Below are 21819 nucleotides of genomic sequence, written 5' to 3'. Positions count from 1 at the left end.
CCCCGGCACGCGGGTTTCACAGACTGAACAACGGCAGAACATCCGTCCGGATCCGCGCGCCCCACCAGTCGATCTTCAGCGGAGGAAGCCCGTACGGACACTTTCTGTTCGACGACCGGCTCCGGACCACGTACACTCTCACCTCGTTGGCCTTCACCGGCCGTACTCAACCGGTGCACACCGAGCACCCGGTCGGATGCGGTACGTTGGGGGAAATCAAAGGGTCGTAGCTCAATTGGTAGAGCACTGGTCTCCAAAACCAGCGGTTGGGGGTTCAAGTCCCTCCGGCCCTGCTACACACACCTTTCGCCAGGATGTGTGCGCGTGTACGTACTGCAATGCACCGCCGTGCGGCTCATACCGGGCGCGGCACGGTCACGACCCGGGAATCAGGTGAGGACGAGTGACGGACGCCGTGGGCTCCATCGACATGCCTGATGCCGAGGCGCCGGAGTCCAAAAAGAAGGCCCGCAAGGGCGGTAAGCGTGCCAAGAAGGGCCCGCTGAAGCGCCTTGCCACTTTCTACCGCCAGATCATCGCGGAGCTCCGCAAGGTCGTCTGGCCGACTCGCCATCAGCTGACGACATACACCACAGTGGTGATTGTGTTCGTCGTCATCATGATGGGCTTGGTGACCCTGATCGACTTTGGGCTCAACCACGCCGCCAAGTACGTCTTCGGCTGAGCCGACAGCGAAGGGCGCCGTCACCGGCGCCCCTTTCGCGTGTTCCACCCCCATGTATCCAGGAAGAAGCAGCCACCGTGTCTGACCCGAACCTGAACGACGCCACCGAGTCGGTCGAGTCCGTTGACGACGAGCTCGAGATCGTCGAGGGAGCGGACGTCGTGGACGAGTTCGAGGCTGCCGATGCCGCCGCCGGCGAGCCCGCCGAGGACGCGGCCCTGCACGTCGAGGACGAGTCCGGTGAGGACGTCGAGGACGAGGACGTGCCCGCCGAGGCGCTCGCCGACGACGCCGATGAGGCCGACGACGCCGATGAGGCCGACGACGCCGATGAGGCCGACGACGCCGATGAGGCCGAGGCCGAAGTAGAGGCCGAGCCCGTCGACCCCGTGACCGCCCTGCGCGAGGAACTGCGTCTGCTCCCCGGCGAGTGGTACGTCATCCACACGTACGCCGGTTACGAGAACCGCGTGAAGACCAACCTCGAGCAGCGTGCCGTTTCGCTGAACGTCGAGGACTTCATCTTCCAGGCCGAGGTGCCGCAGGAAGAGGTCGCGCAGATCAAGAACGGCGAGCGCAAGACGATCAAGCAGAACAAGCTCCCGGGCTACGTCCTGGTCCGCATGGACCTGACGAACGAGTCCTGGGGTGTCGTCCGCAACACGCCCGGCGTCACCGGCTTCGTGGGCAACGCCTACGACCCGTACCCGCTGACCCTGGACGAGATCGTCAAGATGCTCGCCCCGGAGGCCGAGGAGAAGGCCGCCCGCGAGGCCGCCGAGGCCGAGGGCAGGCCCGCTCCGCAGCGTAAGGTCGAGGTCCAGGTGCTGGACTTCGAGGTCGGCGACTCGGTCACCGTCACCGACGGCCCCTTCGCCACGCTGCAGGCCACGATCAACGAGATCAACGCCGACTCGAAGAAGGTCAAGGGCCTCGTCGAGATCTTCGGCCGCGAGACCCCGGTCGAGCTTTCCTTCGACCAGATCCAGAAGAACTAGCACCTTCTGGACGTACGTCTTCCGAACAGGTCAGACGGGCTGTCACAGCCTGTCTGACCTGCTCGGTTTTTAGCCGCGCACAGATACCCGTTATCGTTGTGCGGTATGCCTCCATCCGGATCATCACCTCGGTTGAAGGCAGCCGTCCGGGGCGACTCGGACGTAGGAAGGCGAAAACGAAAGAGGACCCGGAATGCCTCCCAAGAAGAAGAAGGTCACGGGGCTTATCAAGCTCCAGATCAACGCCGGTGCGGCGAACCCGGCCCCGCCGGTCGGCCCCGCGCTCGGTCAGCACGGCGTCAACATCATGGAGTTCTGCAAGGCCTACAACGCGGCGACCGAGTCGCAGCGTGGCTGGGTCATCCCGGTGGAGATCACGGTCTACGAAGACCGCTCCTTCACCTTCGTGACCAAGACTCCGCCGGCCGCGAAGATGATCCTCAAGGCCGCGGGTGTCGAGAAGGGCTCCGGCGAGCCGCACAAGACCAAGGTCGCCAAGATCACCCAGGCGCAGGTCCGCGAGATCGCCACGACCAAGATGCCCGACCTCAACGCCAACGACCTGGACGCCGCCGCGAAGATCATCGCCGGCACCGCCCGTTCCATGGGCATCACGGTCGAGGGCTGACACCCACCTTCGTAGGAACCATGCGGCTCCGGCCGCACGTGGCAGGGCCTGCTCGGCCCGTACCACGACTCCTCAGAACACATCAGGAGCAGTAGTGAGCAAGCGCAGCAAGTCTCTCCGCGCTGCGGACGCCAAGGTCGACCGGGAGAAGCTCTACGCCCCGCTCGAGGCCGTCCGTCTCGCCAAGGAGACCTCCACGAGCAAGTTCGACGGCACCGTCGAGGTCGCCTTCCGCCTGGGTGTCGACCCGCGCAAGGCCGACCAGATGGTCCGTGGCACCGTGAACCTCCCGCACGGCACCGGTAAGACCGCCCGGGTCCTGGTCTTCGCGACCGGTGACCGTGCCGAGGCCGCGACCGCCGCGGGCGCCGACATCGTCGGCTCCGACGAGCTCATCGACGAGGTGGCGAAGGGCCGTCTGGACTTCGACGCCGTCGTCGCCACCCCGGACCTCATGGGCAAGGTCGGCCGCCTCGGCCGCGTGCTCGGTCCCCGTGGTCTCATGCCGAACCCCAAGACCGGCACCGTGACCCCGGACGTCGCCAAGGCTGTCACCGAGATCAAGGGTGGCAAGATCGAGTTCCGCGTCGACAAGCACTCGAACCTGCACTTCATCATCGGCAAGGTGTCCTTCGACGACACCAAGCTGGTGGAGAACTACGGTGCGGCCCTCGACGAGATCCTTCGTCTGAAGCCGTCGGCCGCCAAGGGTCGCTACATCAAGAAGGCCGCGATCAGCACCACGATCGGCCCCGGCGTTCCCGTCGACTCGAACCGCACCCGCAACCTCCTCGTCGAGGAGGACCCGGCCGCCGTCTGAGCCTCCCGCTCACCCCGGTGACCGCGTCGCGCACGCGTTTCTGAACGGGCCCCGCAACCTTTCGAGGTGCGGGGCCCGTCCTCATGTCCGGAGGCCTTTCCGGGGTGATCGCCCCGGAAGGAATTCGGATACGTGTGTCAGTGGGCCGCGCTAGCGTGCCGTCCACACAATTCGCATAGGGGTGGGACGAATGAACAGCACCATGGTGCGCCGCGCGACTCTCTCGATCACGCTGGCGGCCGCTCTGGCGGGGGTGACGGCCTGCAACTCCTCGAATTCCGCAGGGAGTTCGGGCAAGGACGACAAGGCCGGGCACAAGGGCACCACACTGGTCAGTCCCATCGCGGCCCTGCGCTCCGCGGAGAAGTCCACCGACGGCGCGGACTCCGCCAAGGTCGAGTCCACGATCACCATGGGCTCGGTGATGTCCATGAAGTCGGACGGCGTCATGGGCTGGGGCAACGGCCTCACCGGCGACATGACCATCACGTACACCGGCGGCACGATGGCCGAGACGATGCGCAAGATGGGCAGCGCCTCCATGGAGGCCCGCTATCTGTCCGACGCCTATTACGCGAAGATGGGCGACCTGTTCGCCCAGCAGACGGGCGGCAGGCACTGGATCAGGTACGGGTACGACGACCTGGCGAAGTTCGGCGGCGGTTCCGGCGCGCTCCTGAAGGACCAGGCGCAGAACAATTCACCGAACCAGACGGTGAAGGTCCTGCTGGCGTCGGGCGACGTCAAGAAGGTCGGCGACGAGACGGTCCGCGGCGAGAAGACCACGCACTACGCGGGCACGGTGAACGTCGCGGACTTCGCGGCCAGGAGCTCCCGTCTCACCGCGGCTCAACTCGCCGACATGAAGAAGCAGTTCACCCAGGCCGGCATCACGACGGAGGCCGTCGACATCTGGGTCGACGGCAAGGACCTGGTCGTCAAGGCGGTCTCCAAGGCCGCGATGTCGAGCGGCACGATGTCCTCCACGACGTACTACAGCGACTACGGAGTGAAGGTCTCCGCCGCGGCGCCCCCGGCCGGTGACACCGCGGACTTCAAGGACCTCCTGAAGCGGCAGGGTGGGACACCCGGCAGCGGCGGTACGTCGACAGGATCCGGCACGAGCTCCGGCTCCTGACGCCGGCCCCTGCCCCCGTCCTCACACCCGTCCTCGCCCCCGCTCTCGCCCCGCCGTTCCCTCTCTCGACCCCGGGGAAAATCGGGTGATCGCTTGAGCCCTTCTGGATACGCTCGCGTCGAAGCTGTGAATCACTCATCTGTTCCCTGGGGGGAATCTTGAGGCTTCCTGTGAACGGCTCGGTACGGCACCGGGCGGCCGGCGCGGCACTCGCGGCGCTGGTGCTCGGCGGGGGCGCGGTGGGCTGCGCCAAGGGCGCCGCGGAGGAGTCGCCCGCGCTCACCCCCGCCGCGGCCGTGGCGAAGGCGGCGAAGAAGACCGAAGGCATCACCTCTCTGCGCTACCGGATGACCGGCCAGGTCCCTGAGCAGGGCAAGGTCAGCGCGGAGGCGGCGATGAGCATGAAGCCGCTGGCCATGAGCATGAAGATGACCGTCGAGGACCAGGCCGCCGACGGCCCCGTCGAGATCCGGCTGGTGGGCAAGGCGATGTACATCGGCGGGGGCGCCCAGGCCGCCAAGGACATGGACGGCAAGCACTGGATCAAGTTCGACATGTCCGCGCTGGGCGCCGACAAGGAGCTGAACGCCGGCCGGCTGGGCGGTGGAGCGGCCGACAAGAACCCGGCCACCGAGTCGACCTTCCTCACCGGCGCGAAGGACGTGAAGAAGGTCGGGACCGAGACCGTCGACGGAGTGCGGACCACGCACTACAAGGGGAAGGTCACCCTCGACGAGTTCCGCAAGTCCCTCAGGAGCGAGGACAAGACCACCCGCGAGGCGCGGCAGAAGAGCCTCGACCAGTACACGAAGATGGGCGTCGACGCGCTCACGATGGACATGTGGGTCGACGGCACCGATCACACCAAGCAGTTCCGTATGCGCGGGACCGCCGACAAGGGACCGCTCGACATGACCGTCACCTTCCTCGACTTCGACAAGCCGGTGACGGTGACGGCCCCGCCCGCCAAGGACACCGTCGACCTCGCCGAGATGATGAAGGGCGCCCGGCAGGGCTGACCCCTCCGGGCGGCTGGGCTGACCCCTCCGGGCGGATTTGCTTGGCGACGTCCCCTTCACGTACTCTCCTCGAGAAGCCAAAGACCGCTGGTCGTTGCCTCGTGCTCGCAAGAGGGCGTGGTGACCGAAGGATCCGCTGAAACTGCGGACGACCCGCGTAGGTGATTCGTGGATGTGTTCCCGGAGTTCGCACGCCCAGCGTGCGGAGGAATCCGGTAGAGCTACGCCCCGTGCGCCTGCGCCGGGGCGTTTCGTTTTGTCAGTCCTTCTGAGCGGTCCTCATCACCCGGAAGGAGGCCGACGCTCTATGGCAAGGCCCGACAAGGCTGCCGCGGTAGCCGAGCTCGCGGACCAGTTCCGCAGCTCGAACGCCGCCGTGCTGACCGAGTACCGGGGTCTCACCGTGGCGCAGCTCAAGACGCTGCGTCGTTCGCTCGGTGAAGACGCCCAGTACGCCGTGGTGAAGAACACGCTGACCAAGATTGCGGCCAACGAGGCCGGGATCTCTTCGCTCGACGACCTGTTCAACGGTCCGACGGCGGTCGCCTTCATCACCGGTGACCCGGTGACGTCTGCGAAGGGTCTTCGTGACTTCGCCAAGGACAACCCGAACCTCGTCATCAAGGGCGGTGTCCTTGACGGCAAGGCGCTGTCCGCCGACGAGATCAAGAAGCTTGCGGACCTCGAGTCCCGCGAGGTTCTGCTCGCCAAGCTGGCGGGTGCCTTCAAGGGCAAGCAGACGCAGACTGCTCGCCTCTTCCAGGCGCTCCCCTCGAAGTTCGTCCGCACCGCGGAGGCGCTTCGTGTCAAGCAGGCCGAGCAGGGCGGTGCCGAGTAATTCGGCTCGCGCATTGACCGCCGCCTGAGGCGACGGTCGTAGCGGGCCGAACGTACGCCCGCCTCACCAGTACATCCGGCACCTGCCGAATTAGTGGAAGGACGCCATCATGGCGAAGCTGTCCCAGGAAGAGCTGCTCGAGCAGTTCGAGAACCTCACCCTCATCGAGCTCTCCGAGTTCGTGAAGGCCTTCGAGGAGAAGTTCGACGTCACCGCCGCCGCCGCGGTTGCCGCTGCCCCGGTCGGCCCCGCCGCCGCCGCTGAGGCCGTCGAGGAGCAGGACGAGTTCGACGTCATCCTCACGGGTGCCGGCGAGAAGAAGATCCAGGTCATCAAGGTCGTGCGTGAGCTCACCTCGCTGGGTCTGAAGGAGGCCAAGGACCTCGTCGACGGCGCTCCGAAGCCGGTTCTCGAGAAGGTCGCCAAGGAGGCCGCCGAGAAGGCTGCCGAGTCCCTCAAGGCCGCTGGCGCCTCCGTCGAGGTCAAGTAACTCGACGAGTCCCCCGAGGACTCCTGTGAAGCTGTGACAGCCGCTCGAGAAGCGCTGTAACGCTGACGCACCGAAGAGCGATCACCCAACTGGGTGGTCGCTCTTCGGCGTTCCAGGGGGTCCCCGAAGCGGCAGCCTTGCGCTGCAGGTCGCGACGAGTATGGTGATCTTCGTTGTGCCCCCGGCCACCCTGTGACAGGCAGAGGGGCGGGTTGCAAGACGAGCCGCACGTGACGATCGCGGCACTTGCTCGGGGCTTGGGGGGCCTTGACGAACGGCACGCAGCGCGCAATTCTCAGGACGCGTCGTCACAACGATCCGTATCCGAGGCATGGATCGCTGACGAAGAGGGCAGTATCGATGTGCATTGAGGGCGTGGCTTGCCGCAGGTGTTGACAACAATGAAGGTCTCCCGAAACCGGGACTGGACATCAGTGGGCCTAGTGGCTACACTGACCCTTTGCGCTGCCTGTTAGCTGCCTCCTGCCCGTCACCAGGGGCATACCCGTGTGTGAGCAACGACGGTTGGACTATCCCTGACCTGGCCTTATCCGGCCGGATCGGGAACGGCCCGACGCTTTGTCCGACATGGGACCGGTACGCGCGTAGTGAGTCCGAGCCCTCGGAAGGACCCCCTCTTGGCCGCCTCGCGCACTGCCTCGACCGCGAATACGAACAACGGCGCCAGCACCGCCCCGCTGCGCATCTCCTTTGCAAAGATCAAGGAGCCCCTCGAGGTTCCGAACCTTCTTGCGCTGCAAACCGAGAGCTTCGACTGGCTGCTCGGCAACGACGCGTGGAAGGCTCGTGTCGAGGCGGCTCTGGACAGCGGACAGGACGTCCCCACCAAGTCCGGTCTGGAGGAGATCTTCGAGGAGATCTCCCCGATCGAGGACTTCAGCGGGTCGATGTCCCTGACGTTCCGCGACCACCGCTTCGAGCCCCCGAAGAACTCCATCGACGAGTGCAAGGACCGCGACTTCACGTACGCGGCCCCGCTCTTCGTCACCGCCGAGTTCACCAACAACGAGACCGGCGAGATCAAGTCCCAGACGGTCTTCATGGGCGACTTCCCGCTCATGACCAACAAGGGCACCTTCGTCATCAACGGCACCGAGCGTGTCGTCGTGTCGCAGCTGGTCCGCTCGCCGGGTGTCTACTTCGACTCCTCCATCGACAAGACGTCCGACAAGGACATCTTCTCGGCCAAGGTCATCCCGTCCCGGGGTGCCTGGCTGGAGATGGAGATCGACAAGCGCGACATGGTCGGTGTCCGCATCGACCGCAAGCGCAAGCAGTCCGTCACCGTTCTCCTGAAGGCTCTCGGCTGGACCACCGAGCAGATCCTCGAGGAGTTCGGCGAGTACGAGTCCATGCGCGCCACCCTGGAGAAGGACCACACCCAGGGCCAGGACGACGCGCTGCTGGACATCTACCGCAAGCTGCGTCCGGGCGAGCCGCCGACCCGTGAGGCCGCGCAGACGCTTCTGGAGAACCTCTACTTCAACCCGAAGCGCTACGACCTCGCCAAGGTCGGCCGGTACAAGGTCAACAAGAAGCTGGGCGGCGACGCCCCGCTCGACGCCGGGATCCTGACCGTCGAGGACATCATCTCGTCGATCAAGTACCTGGTGAAGCTGCACGCCGGTGAGACCGAGACCGTTGGTGACAACGGCACCTCGATCGTCGTCGAGACCGACGACATCGACCACTTCGGCAACCGTCGTCTGCGCAACGTCGGCGAGCTCATCCAGAACCAGGTCCGCACGGGTCTGGCTCGTATGGAGCGCGTCGTCCGCGAGCGCATGACGACTCAGGACGTCGAGGCGATCACGCCGCAGACCCTGATCAACATCCGGCCGGTCGTCGCCTCCATCAAGGAGTTCTTCGGCACCAGCCAGCTGTCGCAGTTCATGGACCAGAACAACCCGCTGTCGGGTCTCACCCACAAGCGCCGTCTGTCGGCTCTTGGCCCGGGTGGTCTCTCCCGTGAGCGGGCCGGCTTCGAGGTCCGTGACGTGCACCCGTCGCACTACGGCCGCATGTGCCCGATCGAGACCCCCGAAGGCCCGAACATCGGCCTGATCGGCTCGCTCGCCTCCTACGGCCGGGTCAACGCGTTCGGTTTCGTCGAGACCCCGTACCGCAGGGTCACGGGCGGCTTCGTCACCGACGAGGTCGACTACCTGACGGCCGACGAAGAGGACCGATTCGTCATCGCGCAGGCCAACGCGCCGCTGACGGAGGAGTTCCGCTTCGAGGAGTCCCGCGTCCTGGTCCGCCGTCGTGGCGGAGAGGTCGACTACGTCCCCGGTGACGACGTCGACTACATGGACGTCTCCCCGCGCCAGATGGTGTCGGTCGCGACCGCGATGATCCCGTTCCTGGAGCACGACGACGCCAACCGTGCCCTCATGGGCGCGAACATGATGCGTCAGGCCGTTCCGCTCATCAAGTCCGAGGCGCCGCTGGTCGGCACCGGCATGGAGTACCGCTGCGCGGTCGACGCCGGTGACGTCCTGAAGTCGGAGAAGGACGGTGTGGTCCAGGAGGTCTCCGCGGACTACATCACCACCGCCAACGACGACGGCACGTACACCACGTACCGCCTGCACAAGTTCTCCCGGTCGAACCAGGGCACCTCCGTCAACCAGAAGGTTGTCGTGGACGAGGGCGCCCGCGTGATCGAAGGCCAGGTCCTGGCCGACGGTCCCGCGACCGAGGACGGCGAGATGGCGCTCGGCAAGAACCTGCTCGTGGCGTTCATGCCGTGGGAGGGTCACAACTACGAGGACGCGATCATCCTGTCGCAGCGCCTCGTGCAGGACGACGTCCTCTCCTCGATCCACATCGAGGAGCACGAGGTCGACGCCCGTGACACCAAGCTCGGCCCGGAGGAGATCACCCGGGACATCCCGAACGTCTCCGAGGAGGTCCTCGCCGACCTCGACGAGCGCGGCATCATCCGTATCGGTGCCGAGGTCGTCGCCGGCGACATCCTCGTCGGCAAGGTCACGCCCAAGGGCGAGACCGAGCTGACGCCGGAGGAGCGCCTGCTGCGCGCGATCTTCGGTGAGAAGGCCCGTGAGGTCCGTGACACCTCGCTGAAGGTGCCGCACGGCGAGATCGGCAAGGTCATCGGCGTCCGCGTCTTCGACCGTGAAGAGGGCGACGAGCTGCCGCCGGGCGTGAACCAGCTGGTTCGTGTCTACGTGGCGCAGAAGCGCAAGATCACGGACGGTGACAAGCTCGCCGGCCGTCACGGCAACAAGGGTGTCATCTCGAAGATCCTGCCGATCGAGGACATGCCGTTCCTGGAGGACGGCACCCCGGTCGACATCATCCTCAACCCGCTGGGTGTCCCGTCCCGAATGAACCCGGGACAGGTCCTGGAGATCCACCTCGGCTGGCTCGCCAGCCGCGGCTGGGACGTCTCCGGCCTCGGGGAGGACTGGGCCCAGCGCCTGCAGGCCATCGGGGCCGACCAGGTCGCTCCGGGCACCAACGTCGCCACCCCCGTCTTCGACGGTGCGCGTGAGGACGAGCTCGCGGGTCTCTTCGAGCACACCCTGCCCAACCGTGACGGCGACCGTCTGGTCCTCCCGTCCGGCAAGGCGAGGCTGTTCGACGGCCGCTCCGGTGAGCCGTTCCCGGACCCGGTCTCGATCGGGTACATGTACATCCTCAAGCTCCACCACCTGGTCGACGACAAGCTGCACGCCCGCTCGACCGGTCCGTACTCGATGATCACCCAGCAGCCGCTGGGTGGTAAGGCTCAGTTCGGTGGCCAGCGCTTCGGTGAGATGGAGGTGTGGGCGCTGGAGGCGTACGGCGCCGCTTACGCCCTCCAGGAGCTGCTGACGATCAAGTCCGACGACGTGACCGGCCGCGTGAAGGTCTACGAGGCCATCGTCAAGGGCGAGAACATCCCCGAGCCCGGCATCCCCGAGTCCTTCAAGGTGCTCATCAAGGAGATGCAGTCCCTGTGCCTCAACGTGGAGGTGCTGTCCTCGGACGGCATGTCCATCGAGATGCGCGACACCGACGAGGACGTCTTCCGCGCGGCGGAGGAGCTCGGCATCGACCTGTCCCGGCGCGAGCCGAGCAGCGTCGAAGAGGTCTGACGGGAGTCCGGCCGGGCCTTGGCCACCTGTGGAAAAGGTGATCAAGGCCCGCCGGCCCCAGGACCCCCGTTTCAGACCCCTAAGACTTACAACCCTGAGAGGGATTGACGCATAGTGCTCGACGTCAACTTCTTCGATGAGCTCCGGATCGGTCTGGCCACCGCTGACGACATCCGTCAGTGGAGCCACGGCGAGGTCAAGAAGCCAGAGACCATCAACTACCGCACCCTCAAGCCCGAAAAGGACGGACTCTTCTGCGAGAAGATCTTCGGTCCGACCCGGGACTGGGAGTGCTACTGCGGTAAGTACAAGCGCGTCCGCTTCAAGGGCATCATCTGTGAGCGCTGCGGCGTCGAGGTCACTCGCGCCAAGGTGCGTCGTGAGCGGATGGGCCACATCGAGCTGGCCGCTCCCGTCACCCACATCTGGTACTTCAAGGGCGTTCCGTCGCGTCTGGGCTACCTGCTCGACCTCGCCCCGAAGGACCTCGAGAAGGTCATCTACTTCGCCGCGTACATGATCACGTACGTCGACGAGGAGCGCCGCACCCGCGACCTGCCCTCGCTGGAGGCCCACGTCTCCGTCGAGCGCCAGCAGGTCGAGAACCGCCGCGACGCCGACCTCGAGGCCCGCGCCAAGAAGCTCGAGACCGACCTGGCCGAGCTCGAGGCCGAGGGTGCCAAGGCCGACGTGCGCCGCAAGGTGCGCGAGGGTGCCGAGCGTGAGATGAAGCAGCTGCGCGACCGTGCGCAGCGCGAGATCGACCGTCTCGACGAGGTGTGGACCCGCTTCAAGAACCTCAAGGTCCAGGACCTGGAGGGCGACGAGCTCCTCTACCGCGAGCTGCGTGACCGCTTCGGCACGTACTTCGACGGTTCGATGGGTGCCGCGGCGCTGCAGAAGCGCCTGGAGTCCTTCGACCTGGACGAGGAGGCCGAGCGCCTCCGCGAGATCATCCGCACCGGCAAGGGCCAGAAGAAGACCCGCGCGCTCAAGCGCCTCAAGGTCGTCTCCGCGTTCCTGCAGACCAGCAACAGCCCCAAGGGCATGGTGCTCGACTGCGTCCCGGTCATCCCGCCGGACCTTCGCCCGATGGTGCAGCTGGACGGTGGCCGCTTCGCGACCTCCGACCTGAACGACCTGTACCGCCGTGTGATCAACCGCAACAACCGCCTGAAGCGACTCCTTGACCTCGGTGCCCCCGAGATCATCGTGAACAACGAGAAGCGCATGCTTCAGGAGGCCGTCGACGCGCTCTTCGACAACGGCCGTCGTGGGCGCCCGGTCACGGGCCCCGGCAACCGTCCGCTGAAGTCGCTGTCCGACATGCTCAAGGGCAAGCAGGGTCGATTCCGTCAGAACCTGCTCGGCAAGCGTGTGGACTACTCCGCGCGTTCCGTGATCGTCGTCGGTCCGCAGCTGAAGCTGCACCAGTGTGGTCTGCCCAAGGCCATGGCGCTGGAGCTCTTCAAGCCGTTCGTGATGAAGCGCCTGGTCGACCTGAACCACGCGCAGAACATCAAGAGCGCCAAGCGGATGGTCGAGCGCGGCCGCACGGTCGTGTACGACGTCCTCGAAGAGGTCATCGCCGAGCACCCGGTTCTGCTGAACCGTGCGCCCACGCTGCACCGCCTCGGCATCCAGGCCTTCGAGCCGCAGCTGGTCGAGGGCAAGGCCATCCAGATCCACCCGCTCGTCTGCACCGCGTTCAACGCGGACTTCGACGGTGACCAGATGGCCGTGCACCTGCCGCTCTCCGCGGAGGCGCAGGCCGAGGCCCGCATCCTGATGCTGTCCTCGAACAACATCCTCAAGCCGGCCGACGGCCGCCCGGTCACGATGCCGACCCAGGACATGGTCCTCGGTCTGTTCTTCCTGACCACCGACGGCGACCTGCGGAACGTGAAGGGCGAGGACCGCTCCTTCGCTTCCGTGGCCGAGGCGATCATGGCGTTCGACGCCAAGGAGCTCTCGCTCCAGTCGCGCGTGGACATCCGCTTCCCGGTGGGCACCATCCCGCCGCGCGGCTGGACCCCGCCGGCGCAGGAGGAGGGCGACCCGGAGTGGCAGCAGGGTGACACCTTCCGCCTGCGGACGACCCTGGGCCGCGCGCTCTTCAACGAGCTGCTGCCCGAGGACTACCCGTTCGTCGACTACGAGGTCGGCAAGAAGCAGCTCTCCGAGATCGTCAACGACCTCGCCGAGCGCTACCCCAAGGTCATCGTGGCGGCGACGCTCGACAACCTGAAGGCGGCCGGCTTCTTCTGGGCGACCCGCTCCGGCGTCACCGTGGCCATCTCCGACATCGTCGTTCCGGATGCGAAGCGCGCGATCGTCAAGGGCTACGAGGACCTGGACGAGAAGGTCCAGAAGCAGTACGAGCGTGGTCTGATCACCAAGGAAGAGCGCACGCAGGAGCTCATCGCGATCTGGACCAAGGCGACCAACGAGGTCGCCGAGGCGATGAACGCGAACTTCCCGAAGACCAACCCGGTCTCGATGATGGTGAACTCGGGCGCCCGAGGCAACATGATGCAGATGCGTCAGATCGCCGGTATGCGTGGTCTGGTGTCCAACGCCAAGAACGAGACGATCCCGCGTCCCATCAAGGCGTCCTTCCGTGAAGGTCTGTCCGTGCTGGAGTACTTCATCTCCACCCACGGTGCCCGTAAGGGTCTGGCCGACACCGCCCTGCGTACCGCCGACTCGGGTTACCTCACCCGTCGTCTGGTCGACGTCTCGCAGGACGTCATCATCCGCGAGGAGGACTGCGGCACCGACCGTGGTCTGCGTCTGGCCATCGCCCAGCGCGGCGAGGACGGCGTGCTGCGCAAGACGGAGAACGTCGAGACCAGCGTGTACGCACGTGCGCTGGCCGAGGACATCACCGTCGACGGCAAGGTGCTGGCCCCGGCCAACACCGACCTCGGCGACGTCCTCATCGACGAGCTCGTCAAGCACGGCATCGAGGAGGTCAAGACCCGTTCGGTCCTGACCTGTGAGTCCGCCGTCGGCACCTGCGCCATGTGCTACGGCCGCTCGCTGGCCACCGGCAAGCTGGTCGACATCGGTGAGGCGGTCGGCATCATCGCCGCCCAGTCCATCGGTGAGCCCGGTACCCAGCTGACGATGCGTACCTTCCACACCGGTGGTGTGGCCGGTGACGACATCACCCAGGGTCTGCCCCGTGTCGTCGAGCTCTTCGAGGCTCGTACGCCGAAGGGTGTCGCCCCGATCTCCGAGGCCTCCGGCCGCGTGCGGATCGAGGAGACCGAGAAGACCAAGAAGCTCGTGGTCACCCCGGACGACGGCAGCGAGGAGACGGCGTTCCCGATCTCCAAGCGTGCCCGGGTCCTGGTGGCCGAGGGCGAGCACGTCGAGGTGGGCCAGAAGCTCACCGTGGGTGCCACCAACCCGCACGACGTGCTGCGCATCCTGGGTCAGCGTGCCGTCCAGGTCCACCTGGTCGGCGAGGTCCAGAAGGTCTACAACTCGCAGGGTGTGTCGATCCACGACAAGCACATCGAGATCATCATCCGGCAGATGCTGCGCCGTGTGACGATCATCGAGTCGGGCGACGCGGAGCTGCTGCCCGGCGAGCTGGTCGAGCGTTCGAAGTTCGAGACCGAGAACCGTCGTGTGGTCCAGGAAGGCGGCCACCCGGCCTCCGGCCGTCCGCAGCTGATGGGTATCACCAAGGCCTCGCTGGCGACCGAGTCGTGGCTGTCGGCGGCGTCCTTCCAGGAGACGACCAGGGTTCTGACGGACGCGGCGATCAACGCCAAGTCCGACTCCCTGATCGGCCTCAAGGAGAACGTCATCATCGGTAAGCTCATCCCGGCCGGTACGGGTCTGTCCCGCTACCGCAACATCCGGGTCGAGCCGACCGAGGAAGCCAAGGCCGCGATGTACTCGGCCGTCGGCTACGACGACATCGACTACTCGCCGTTCGGCACCGGCTCCGGCCAGGCCGTCCCGCTGGAGGACTACGACTACGGTCCGTACAACCAGTAAGCGGTAGGCAGTAGGCAGTAGTGCGAAGGGCGGTCATCCCCGACGGGGGTGACCGCCCTTCGGCGTGAGGGGCCCGGCGTACGGGGATCGATCCTCGGCGTACGGAGGCCGGCCCCTGTGTGGTGTGGCCAGCAGGCCCGGCGTGACTGGGCCCGACGGGCCTGGGTGTGAGACTGGCCCGGACACGGCCGCTGAGGCGGTGTCTGCGGCGCTCCGGGGGTGGCCCCGGTGGCCGAGGGTCCCTGCCCGTTCCGCGGGCCCGGAGACGTCCGCTGCCGGATCGGCCCGTCGGCGGCCCGCAGGGGTGAACGGTCCGGCTCCGCCGTCCGGCCGGCCCCTCGGCCGACGCACAGTGACCGACGGGCGGCAACCGGTCAACGTACTCACCCTGCGTGTGCGGCGCCCTCGGAATCGGGTGTCACCGCTGAACCGGTGACAAGCTGCGCCGGACGTGAAGAGCCCCGAGAATGGACCGGGAGAAGTCCGGCGTGTCGGGCACCACGGCATTTGTTTTGACCGACGTCCGTGAGGTAGGTAAGCTCCTACCTTGTGCCTGGGGTGTGCCCTGGCTCTCGTGCGTGCCTTCAGACCGCAAGGAGAGTCGTAAGCGGCCACCGCAATCTGCGCCCTTTTCGCCTTACGGCGAGAGTCTGCAGTATTCGACACACCCGACCGCGTGGGTCGGTGGCGTTCCAGGTTAGCTTCACCATTCGGCACACAGAAACCGGAGAAGTAGTGCCTACGATCCAGCAGCTGGTCCGGAAGGGCCGGCAGGACAAGGTCGAGAAGAACAAGACGCCCGCACTCGAGGGTTCGCCCCAGCGTCGTGGCGTCTGCACGCGTGTGTTCACGACCACCCCGAAGAAGCCGAACTCGGCCCTGCGTAAGGTCGCGCGTGTGCGTCTGACCAGCGGGATCGAGGTCACGGCTTACATTCCGGGTGAGGGACACAACCTGCAGGAGCACTCCATCGTGCTCGTGCGCGGCGGCCGTGTGAAGGACCTGCCGGGTGTTCGCTACAAGATCATCCGTGGCTCGCTCGACACCCAGGGTGTCAAGAACCGCAAGCAGGCCCGCAGCCGCTACGGCGCCAAGAAGGAGAAGTAGAAAATGCCTCGTAAGGGCCCCGCCCCGAAGCGCCCGGTCATCATCGACCCGGTCTACGGTTCCCCTCTGGTGACCTCCCTCATCAACAAGGTGCTGCTCAACGGCAAGCGCTCCACCGCCGAGCGCATCGTCTACGGCGCCATGGAGGGTCTGCGTGAGAAGACGGGCAACGACCCGGTCATCACGCTGAAGCGCGCGCTGGAGAACATCAAGCCCACGCTCGAAGTCAAGTCCCGCCGTGTCGGTGGTGCGACGTACCAGGTTCCGATCGAGGTCAAGCCCGGTCGTGCCAACACGCTCGCGCTGCGCTGGCTCGTCGGTTACTCCCGCGCCCGTCGCGAGAAGACCATGACCGAGCGTCTGCTCAACGAGCTTCTCGACGCCTCCAACGGCCTTGGTGCCGCTGTGAAGAAGCGTGAGGACACCCACAAGATGGCCGAGTCCAACAAGGCCTTCGCGCACTACCGCTGGTAGTCGTTACCCACATCGAGACCGAGAGAAGACTGAAGCCTTATGGCTACCACTTCACTTGACCTGGCCAGGGTCCGCAACATCGGGATCATGGCTCACATCGACGCGGGCAAGACGACCACCACAGAGCGGATCCTCTTCTACACCGGCGTCAGCTACAAGATCGGTGAAGTCCACGACGGCGCCGCCACGATGGACTGGATGGAGCAGGAGCAGGAGCGTGGCATCACGATCACCTCTGCTGCCACCACCTGTCACTGGCCGCTTGAGGACAACGACTACACGATCAACATCATCGACACCCCGGGACACGTCGACTTCACGGTCGAGGTGGAGCGTTCGCTCCGCGTCCTCGACGGTGCCGTCACGGTGTTCGACGGTGTCGCCGGTGTCGAGCCGCAGTCCGAGACGGTGTGGCGTCAGGCCGACCGTTACGGCGTGCCGCGCATCTGCTTCGTGAACAAGCTGGACCGTACCGGCGCCGAGTTCCACCGCTGCGTGGACATGATCAAGGACCGCCTCGGCGCTGTCCCGATCATCATGCAGCTCCCGATCGGTGCCGAGATGGACTTCAAGGGCGTTGTGGACCTGGTCCGCATGAAGGCGCTCGTGTGGTCCGCCGAGGCGGCCAAGGGCGAGATGTACGACGTCGTCGACATCCCGGCCACGCACGTCGAGGCCGCTGAGCTGTACCGCGGTCAGCTGGTCGAGACCGTCGCGGAGCACGACGACGAGATCATGGAGCTGTTCCTGGAGGGCCAGGAGCCCACCGAGGAGCAGCTGTACGCCGCGATCCGTCGCGTCACCATCGCGTCCGGCAAGTCCACCGATGTCACGGTCACCCCGGTGTTCTGCGGCACCGCGTTCAAGAACAAGGGCGTTCAGCCCCTGCTCGACGCGGTCGTGCGCTACCTGCCGACTCCGCTTGACGTCGAGGCCATCGAGGGCCACGACGTGAAGGACCCGGAGCTGGTCGTCAAGCGCAAGCCGTCGGAGGACGAGCCGCTCTCCGCCCTCGCGTTCAAGATCATGAGCGACCCGCACCTGGGCAAGCTCACCTTCGTCCGGGTCTACTCGGGCCGCCTGGAGACTGGCACCGCGGTGCTGAACTCCGTCAAGGGCAAGAAGGAGCGCATCGGCAAGATCTACCGCATGCACGCGAACAAGCGTGAGGAGATCGAGGCGGTGGGCGCCGGCGACATCGTCGCCGTGATGGGTCTGAAGCAGACCACGACCGGTGAGACGCTGTGCGACGACAAGAACCCGGTCATCCTGGAGTCCATGGACTTCCCGGCGCCGGTCATTCAGGTCGCCATCGAGCCCAAGTCCAAGGGTGACCAGGAGAAGCTGGGTGTAGCCATCCAGCGTCTCGCGGAGGAGGACCCCTCCTTCCACGTTCACTCGGACGAGGAGACGGGCCAGACCATCCTCGGCGGTATGGGCGAGCTGCACCTCGAGGTGCTGGTCGACCGTATGAAGCGCGAGTTCAGGGTCGAAGCCAACGTCGGCAAGCCGCAGGTCGCGTACCGCGAGACGATCCGCAAGGCCGTCGAGCGTCACGACTACACCCACAAGAAGCAGACCGGTGGTACCGGTCAGTTCGCCAAGGTGCAGATCGCGATCGAGCCCATCACCGAGACCGATGGCCCGGCGTACGAGTTCGTGAACAAGGTCACCGGTGGCCGTATCCCGCGGGAGTACATCCCGTCGGTGGACGCCGGTGCGCAGGAGGCCATGCAGTTCGGCATCCTGGCCGGCTACGAGATGACGGGCGTCCGCGTCATTCTTCTCGACGGTGGCTACCACGAGGTCGACTCCTCCGAGCTCGCGTTCAAGATCGCCGGTTCGCAGGCCTTCAAGGAGGCCGCGCGCAAGGCCTCTCCCGTGCTCCTCGAGCCGATGATGGCCGTCGAGGTCACCACGCCCGAGGAGTCGATGGGTGATGTCATCGGCGACCTCAACTCCCGCCGTGGCCAGATCCAGGCCATGGAGGAGCGCAGCGGCGCTCGCGTCGTGAAGGGCCTCGTGCCCCTCTCGGAGATGTTCGGCTACGTCGGAGACCTCCGCAGCAAGACGTCGGGTCGCGCAAGCTACTCGATGCAGTTCGACTCCTACGCCGAGGTTCCCAGGAACGTCGCCGAGGAGATCATCGCGAAGGCCAAGGGCGAGTAACACACCCCGTTTACACGCTTTAGGCTTGACACCGACCGCCGGGGCTTACCCGGGAGGGAAAACCCCGGCGGGCGGCATCCCAGCAAAGATCACCTGGCGCCGATGAGTAAGGCGTACCAGAACCACTCCGCAGGAGGACCCCAGTGGCGAAGGCAAAGTTCGAGCGGACTAAGCCGCACGTCAACATCGGCACCATCGGTCACATCGACCACGGTAAGACGACCCTCACGGCCGCCATTACCAAGGTGCTGCACGACGCGTACCCGGACCTGAACCAGGCTTCGGCGTTCGACCAGATCGACAAGGCTCCTGAGGAGCGCCAGCGCGGTATCACGATCTCGATCGCGCACGTCGAGTACCAGACGGAGGGCCGCCACTACGCCCACGTCGACTGCCCCGGTCACGCGGACTACATCAAGAACATGATCACGGGTGCGGCGCAGATGGACGGCGCCATCCTCGTCGTCGCCGCGACCGACGGCCCGATGCCGCAGACCAAGGAGCACGTGCTCCTGGCCCGCCAGGTCGGCGTTCCGTACATCGTCGTCGCCCTGAACAAGGCCGACATGGTGGACGACGAGGAGATCCTGGAGCTCGTCGAGCTCGAGGTCCGTGAGCTCCTCTCCGAGTACGAGTTCCCGGGCGACGACCTTCCGGTCGTCAAGGTCTCGGCGCTCAAGGCGCTCGAGGGCGACAAGGAGTGGGGCCAGACCGTTCTGGACCTCATGGCCGCCGTCGACGAGGCGATCCCGACCCCGCCGCGTGACACCGAGAAGCCGTTCCTCATGCCCGTCGAGGACGTCTTCACGATCACCGGTCGCGGTACGGTCGTCACCGGCCGTATCGAGCGTGGTGTCCTGAAGGTCAACGAGACCGTTGACATCATCGGCATCAAGCAGGACAAGACCACGACCACGGTCACCGGCATCGAGATGTTCCGCAAGCTGCTCGACGAGGGCCAGGCCGGTGAGAACGTCGGTCTGCTCCTCCGTGGCATCAAGCGCGAGGACGTCGAGCGCGGCCAGGTCATCATCAAGCCGGGTTCGGTCACGCCGCACACCGAGTTCGAGGCCCAGGCCTACATCCTGTCCAAGGACGAGGGTGGCCGTCACACGCCGTTCTTCAACAACTACCGTCCCCAGTTCTACTTCCGTACGACTGACGTGACCGGTGTTGTGACCCTCCCCGAGGGCACGGAGATGGTCATGCCGGGCGACAACACTGAGATGACCGTTACGCTCATCCAGCCCGTCGCCATGGAAGAGGGCCTGAAGTTCGCCATCCGTGAGGGTGGCCGGACCGTGGGCGCCGGCCAGGTCATCAAGATCAACAAGTAATTGTTGACCGCATGACCTGGTAGCTCCTTCCAGAGCTCCAGAGAGGGCCCGTACGACTTCGGTCGTACGGGCCCTTTCGTTGTGCCGACGCTCGTCGCCGTCTGCCATCCTTCACGGAGCGGTCTCGGTGGCGGGCGGCGTCAACGCGTCGGGGCATCGGCCGTTCTCTCTTCGTAGCGGGGCAGCTCGGCGGTCGAGATGGTCCACTCGGCGATGGTGACGTCCTCGCCGTAGACGAAGTCCTTGCGGGTCGCGTACCGGGGGCCGCTCGGCGTCTGATGGATGTCGGACAGCACAGCGCCCGAGCCCGTGCGCGGATCGAAGACCGCGTAGACCGAGATGCCCAGGAGTGGGTAGTCGCGCATCTTGCCGACCCAGTCGTTGTCGGGGTTGGAGCGGGACACGACCTCGATGGCGGCGATGAGCGTGCGTGCGTCGAAGGAACCCGGGACGTCCATGTCCGCCATGGCGATGACCATGATGTCGGGGTGTCGCATGATGCCCTCGGGTTCGGCCTCCACGTCAGGGGTGCCGGTGTGAGCCACCAGTTCTTCCGGCATGACCTTCTCCAGGCGCTTCCGGAGGTGCAGAGTGGTCAGCTCATGCGGGCCGACGGGCGCCATCATGTCGTGGACGATCCCTTCCCTGGTGATCTCGAATTTGCCCGGAAGTGTGTCGTCCATCGACTCAAGGAACTCGCGCATTGCCCGGTACAGATGGTGGGTGTCCCGCCGTGCGTTGTCAGGGGCGATGCTCATAGCGTGCGCTCCTCGTCGTCTCTGCCCGGGGGCAAGGGTCGTCACGTTCATGCTAGGCGGCTCCCAAGAGATCGGATCGGCAGCCGCGGCAGCGGCCCGGATCGGGTGCGCGGAAGGCGCGGTCGCAGCCGTCGCAGTTCTGGAGCGGGTGGGGCTGCGAGCGCTGTGGGTGTGATCGCGCGACAGGCGGGGCGATGGTGGGCAGCCGCGGTGGGAGCAGTTCGGTGAGGCGGTGGGCCAGGAGGGACGCCGGGCGGTGCACGCGCTCGCGGGGTAGCCCGCCCGTCAGGGTGAGGCGTACGGCCTCGGGGGCGGCGCCGCGCTCCAGCCAGGCGGCGACGGCCGGGGCGAGACGGTGCACATCGCGTTCCGCGAGCAGCAGGCGCGGGTCCTCGCGGTGCAGGCTCGCGAGGAGGGCGGTGGCCGCGCGGTCCCGGTCCGGGTTGTCGGTGTCGGGGGTGGGGAGAGGACGTGCCGGTGCCGGTGCCCGTCCTGGCATGGATGGGGGTGTGGGCGGGGCCTCGGATGAGGGCGCCTGCGGCACGGGGCTCACGCCGGCGGAGTTCGGTGCGGGCGCTGGTCCTGCCCCTGGGCTGGGAGGGGAAGCCTGGATGGGGGCTGACTCATGAACCGGTCCGGGCGCGGGCGCTGGTCCTGGCGCCGGGCCGGGAGGGGGAGCCTGGACGGGGGCCGACTCATGAACCGGTCTGGGTCCGGGCGGGAGTTCGGGCACGTGCACGGGGCCGGACGCAGGCGGCCGCACCGCCGGCTCGACGAGCCCGCGCGGCTGGTTGTACGACACCGTGTGCGTGACGATCCGCCCGCTCGGCAGCCGCTCCCGCCTGCGGGAGAGATAGCCGTGCGCCTCCAACTCCCGTAGGGCCGCAGCGATCCGCACCTCTCCCTCGGGCAGACGCGCGGCGAGCGACTTGATGTCCACGCGGGCGCCCTCGGGCAGCGACTGGATGTGCAGGGCGAGCCCGATCGCCGTGAGGGTCAGCTCGCGGTGCTGGGCGAGATGGTTGCCGACCACCGTGTACCGGGTGGAATGGCGGACATTGACGTGCGTAACACCCCGCGGAACACGGGGCTGGGCGCACGAGGGCGCGCTAAGGTTTTGAGAATCCATCGGGAAGTGTGTCTCTTCCTCGTTGGTCAGGCCCTCGATCGGGATGCCAGTCCCGGCCGGGGGCCGTCGGGTGTCTGCGGTCGCTGTGGTC

Annotated in this window: 16 protein-coding genes and 1 tRNA gene; 15 read left to right on the top strand and 2 right to left on the bottom strand. The window is 66.3% G+C overall.

All coding sequences use genetic code 11. The features are described from left to right. Positions 1-220 precede the first annotated feature (220 nt). The 15 genes from ACIQRL_RS38230 to tuf all read left to right on the top strand — a co-directional run bounded on the left by ACIQRL_RS38230 (position 221) and on the right by tuf (position 19841). A tRNA-Trp gene (locus ACIQRL_RS38230) sits at positions 221-293 on the top strand. Positions 294-403: 110 nt separating this feature from the next. Next, positions 404-685 carry a preprotein translocase subunit SecE gene (secE, locus tag ACIQRL_RS38225; protein ID WP_401340408.1) on the top strand — a complete coding sequence of 94 codons (282 nt, stop codon included), beginning with the start codon at positions 404-406 and terminating at the stop codon, positions 683-685. 77 nt (positions 686-762) lie between these two features. Then, complete coding sequence (gene nusG, locus ACIQRL_RS38220) at positions 763-1683, top strand: transcription termination/antitermination protein NusG (protein WP_401340405.1); 921 nt, start codon at positions 763-765, stop codon at positions 1681-1683. A 193-nt stretch (positions 1684-1876) separates the two neighbouring features. After that, positions 1877-2311 carry a 50S ribosomal protein L11 gene (rplK, locus tag ACIQRL_RS38215; RefSeq protein WP_261705301.1) on the top strand — a complete coding sequence of 145 codons (435 nt, stop codon included), beginning with the start codon at positions 1877-1879 and terminating at the stop codon, positions 2309-2311. A gap of 94 nt (positions 2312-2405) precedes the next feature. Beyond that, positions 2406-3131 (top strand): 50S ribosomal protein L1, encoded by a 726-nt coding sequence (rplA, locus tag ACIQRL_RS38210; protein WP_365870889.1) that lies wholly within the window; start codon positions 2406-2408, stop codon positions 3129-3131. Positions 3132-3321: 190 nt separating this feature from the next. After that, entirely contained in the window at positions 3322-4269 is a 948-nt protein-coding gene (locus ACIQRL_RS38205) for a hypothetical protein (RefSeq protein ID WP_401340403.1), read from the top strand. 170 nt (positions 4270-4439) lie between these two features. Continuing rightward, complete coding sequence (locus ACIQRL_RS38200) at positions 4440-5288, top strand: DUF1396 domain-containing protein (protein ID WP_401340447.1); 849 nt, start codon at positions 4440-4442, stop codon at positions 5286-5288. A 307-nt stretch (positions 5289-5595) separates the two neighbouring features. Beyond that, entirely contained in the window at positions 5596-6126 is a 531-nt protein-coding gene (gene rplJ / locus ACIQRL_RS38195) for a 50S ribosomal protein L10 (RefSeq protein WP_261705305.1), read from the top strand. A gap of 109 nt (positions 6127-6235) precedes the next feature. Further along, positions 6236-6616 (top strand): 50S ribosomal protein L7/L12, encoded by a 381-nt coding sequence (gene rplL / locus ACIQRL_RS38190; protein WP_401340401.1) that lies wholly within the window; start codon positions 6236-6238, stop codon positions 6614-6616. Positions 6617-7254: 638 nt separating this feature from the next. Continuing rightward, positions 7255-10740: a DNA-directed RNA polymerase subunit beta gene (gene rpoB, locus ACIQRL_RS38185; protein ID WP_401340399.1), complete on the top strand. Its 3486-nt coding sequence runs from the start codon at positions 7255-7257 to the stop codon at positions 10738-10740. 114 nt (positions 10741-10854) lie between these two features. Beyond that, a complete protein-coding gene (locus ACIQRL_RS38180; RefSeq protein WP_401340397.1) occupies positions 10855-14754 on the top strand; it encodes a DNA-directed RNA polymerase subunit beta' in 3900 nt (1299 codons plus the stop codon). A gap of 735 nt (positions 14755-15489) precedes the next feature. Then, entirely contained in the window at positions 15490-15861 is a 372-nt protein-coding gene (gene rpsL, locus ACIQRL_RS38175) for a 30S ribosomal protein S12 (protein WP_003948652.1), read from the top strand. Between the two features lie 3 nt (positions 15862-15864). Further along, a complete protein-coding gene (rpsG, locus tag ACIQRL_RS38170; protein ID WP_003974303.1) occupies positions 15865-16335 on the top strand; it encodes a 30S ribosomal protein S7 in 471 nt (156 codons plus the stop codon). A gap of 39 nt (positions 16336-16374) precedes the next feature. Then, positions 16375-18504, top strand: coding sequence for an elongation factor G (fusA, locus tag ACIQRL_RS38165; protein ID WP_401340395.1), 2130 nt, complete (start codon positions 16375-16377; stop codon positions 18502-18504). Between the two features lie 143 nt (positions 18505-18647). Continuing rightward, entirely contained in the window at positions 18648-19841 is a 1194-nt protein-coding gene (gene tuf / locus ACIQRL_RS38160) for an elongation factor Tu (protein WP_401340394.1), read from the top strand. Positions 19842-19981: 140 nt separating this feature from the next. Here the strand turns inward: tuf and ACIQRL_RS38155 are convergent, their stop codons facing one another. Together ACIQRL_RS38155 and ACIQRL_RS38150 are read right to left on the bottom strand one after the other, a co-directional pair. Next, positions 19982-20599, bottom strand: coding sequence for a Uma2 family endonuclease (locus ACIQRL_RS38155; protein ID WP_401340392.1), 618 nt, complete (start codon positions 20597-20599; stop codon positions 19982-19984). A 52-nt stretch (positions 20600-20651) separates the two neighbouring features. Next, positions 20652-21632, bottom strand: coding sequence for a helix-turn-helix domain-containing protein (locus ACIQRL_RS38150; protein ID WP_401340390.1), 981 nt, complete (start codon positions 21630-21632; stop codon positions 20652-20654). Positions 21633-21819: the final 187 nt, after the last annotated feature.

The organism is Streptomyces sp. NPDC091209, from assembly GCF_044757755.1.
Taxonomy (GTDB): Bacteria; Actinomycetota; Actinomycetes; order Streptomycetales; family Streptomycetaceae; genus Streptomyces.
This window is presented reverse-complemented; position numbering and strand designations above follow the sequence as displayed.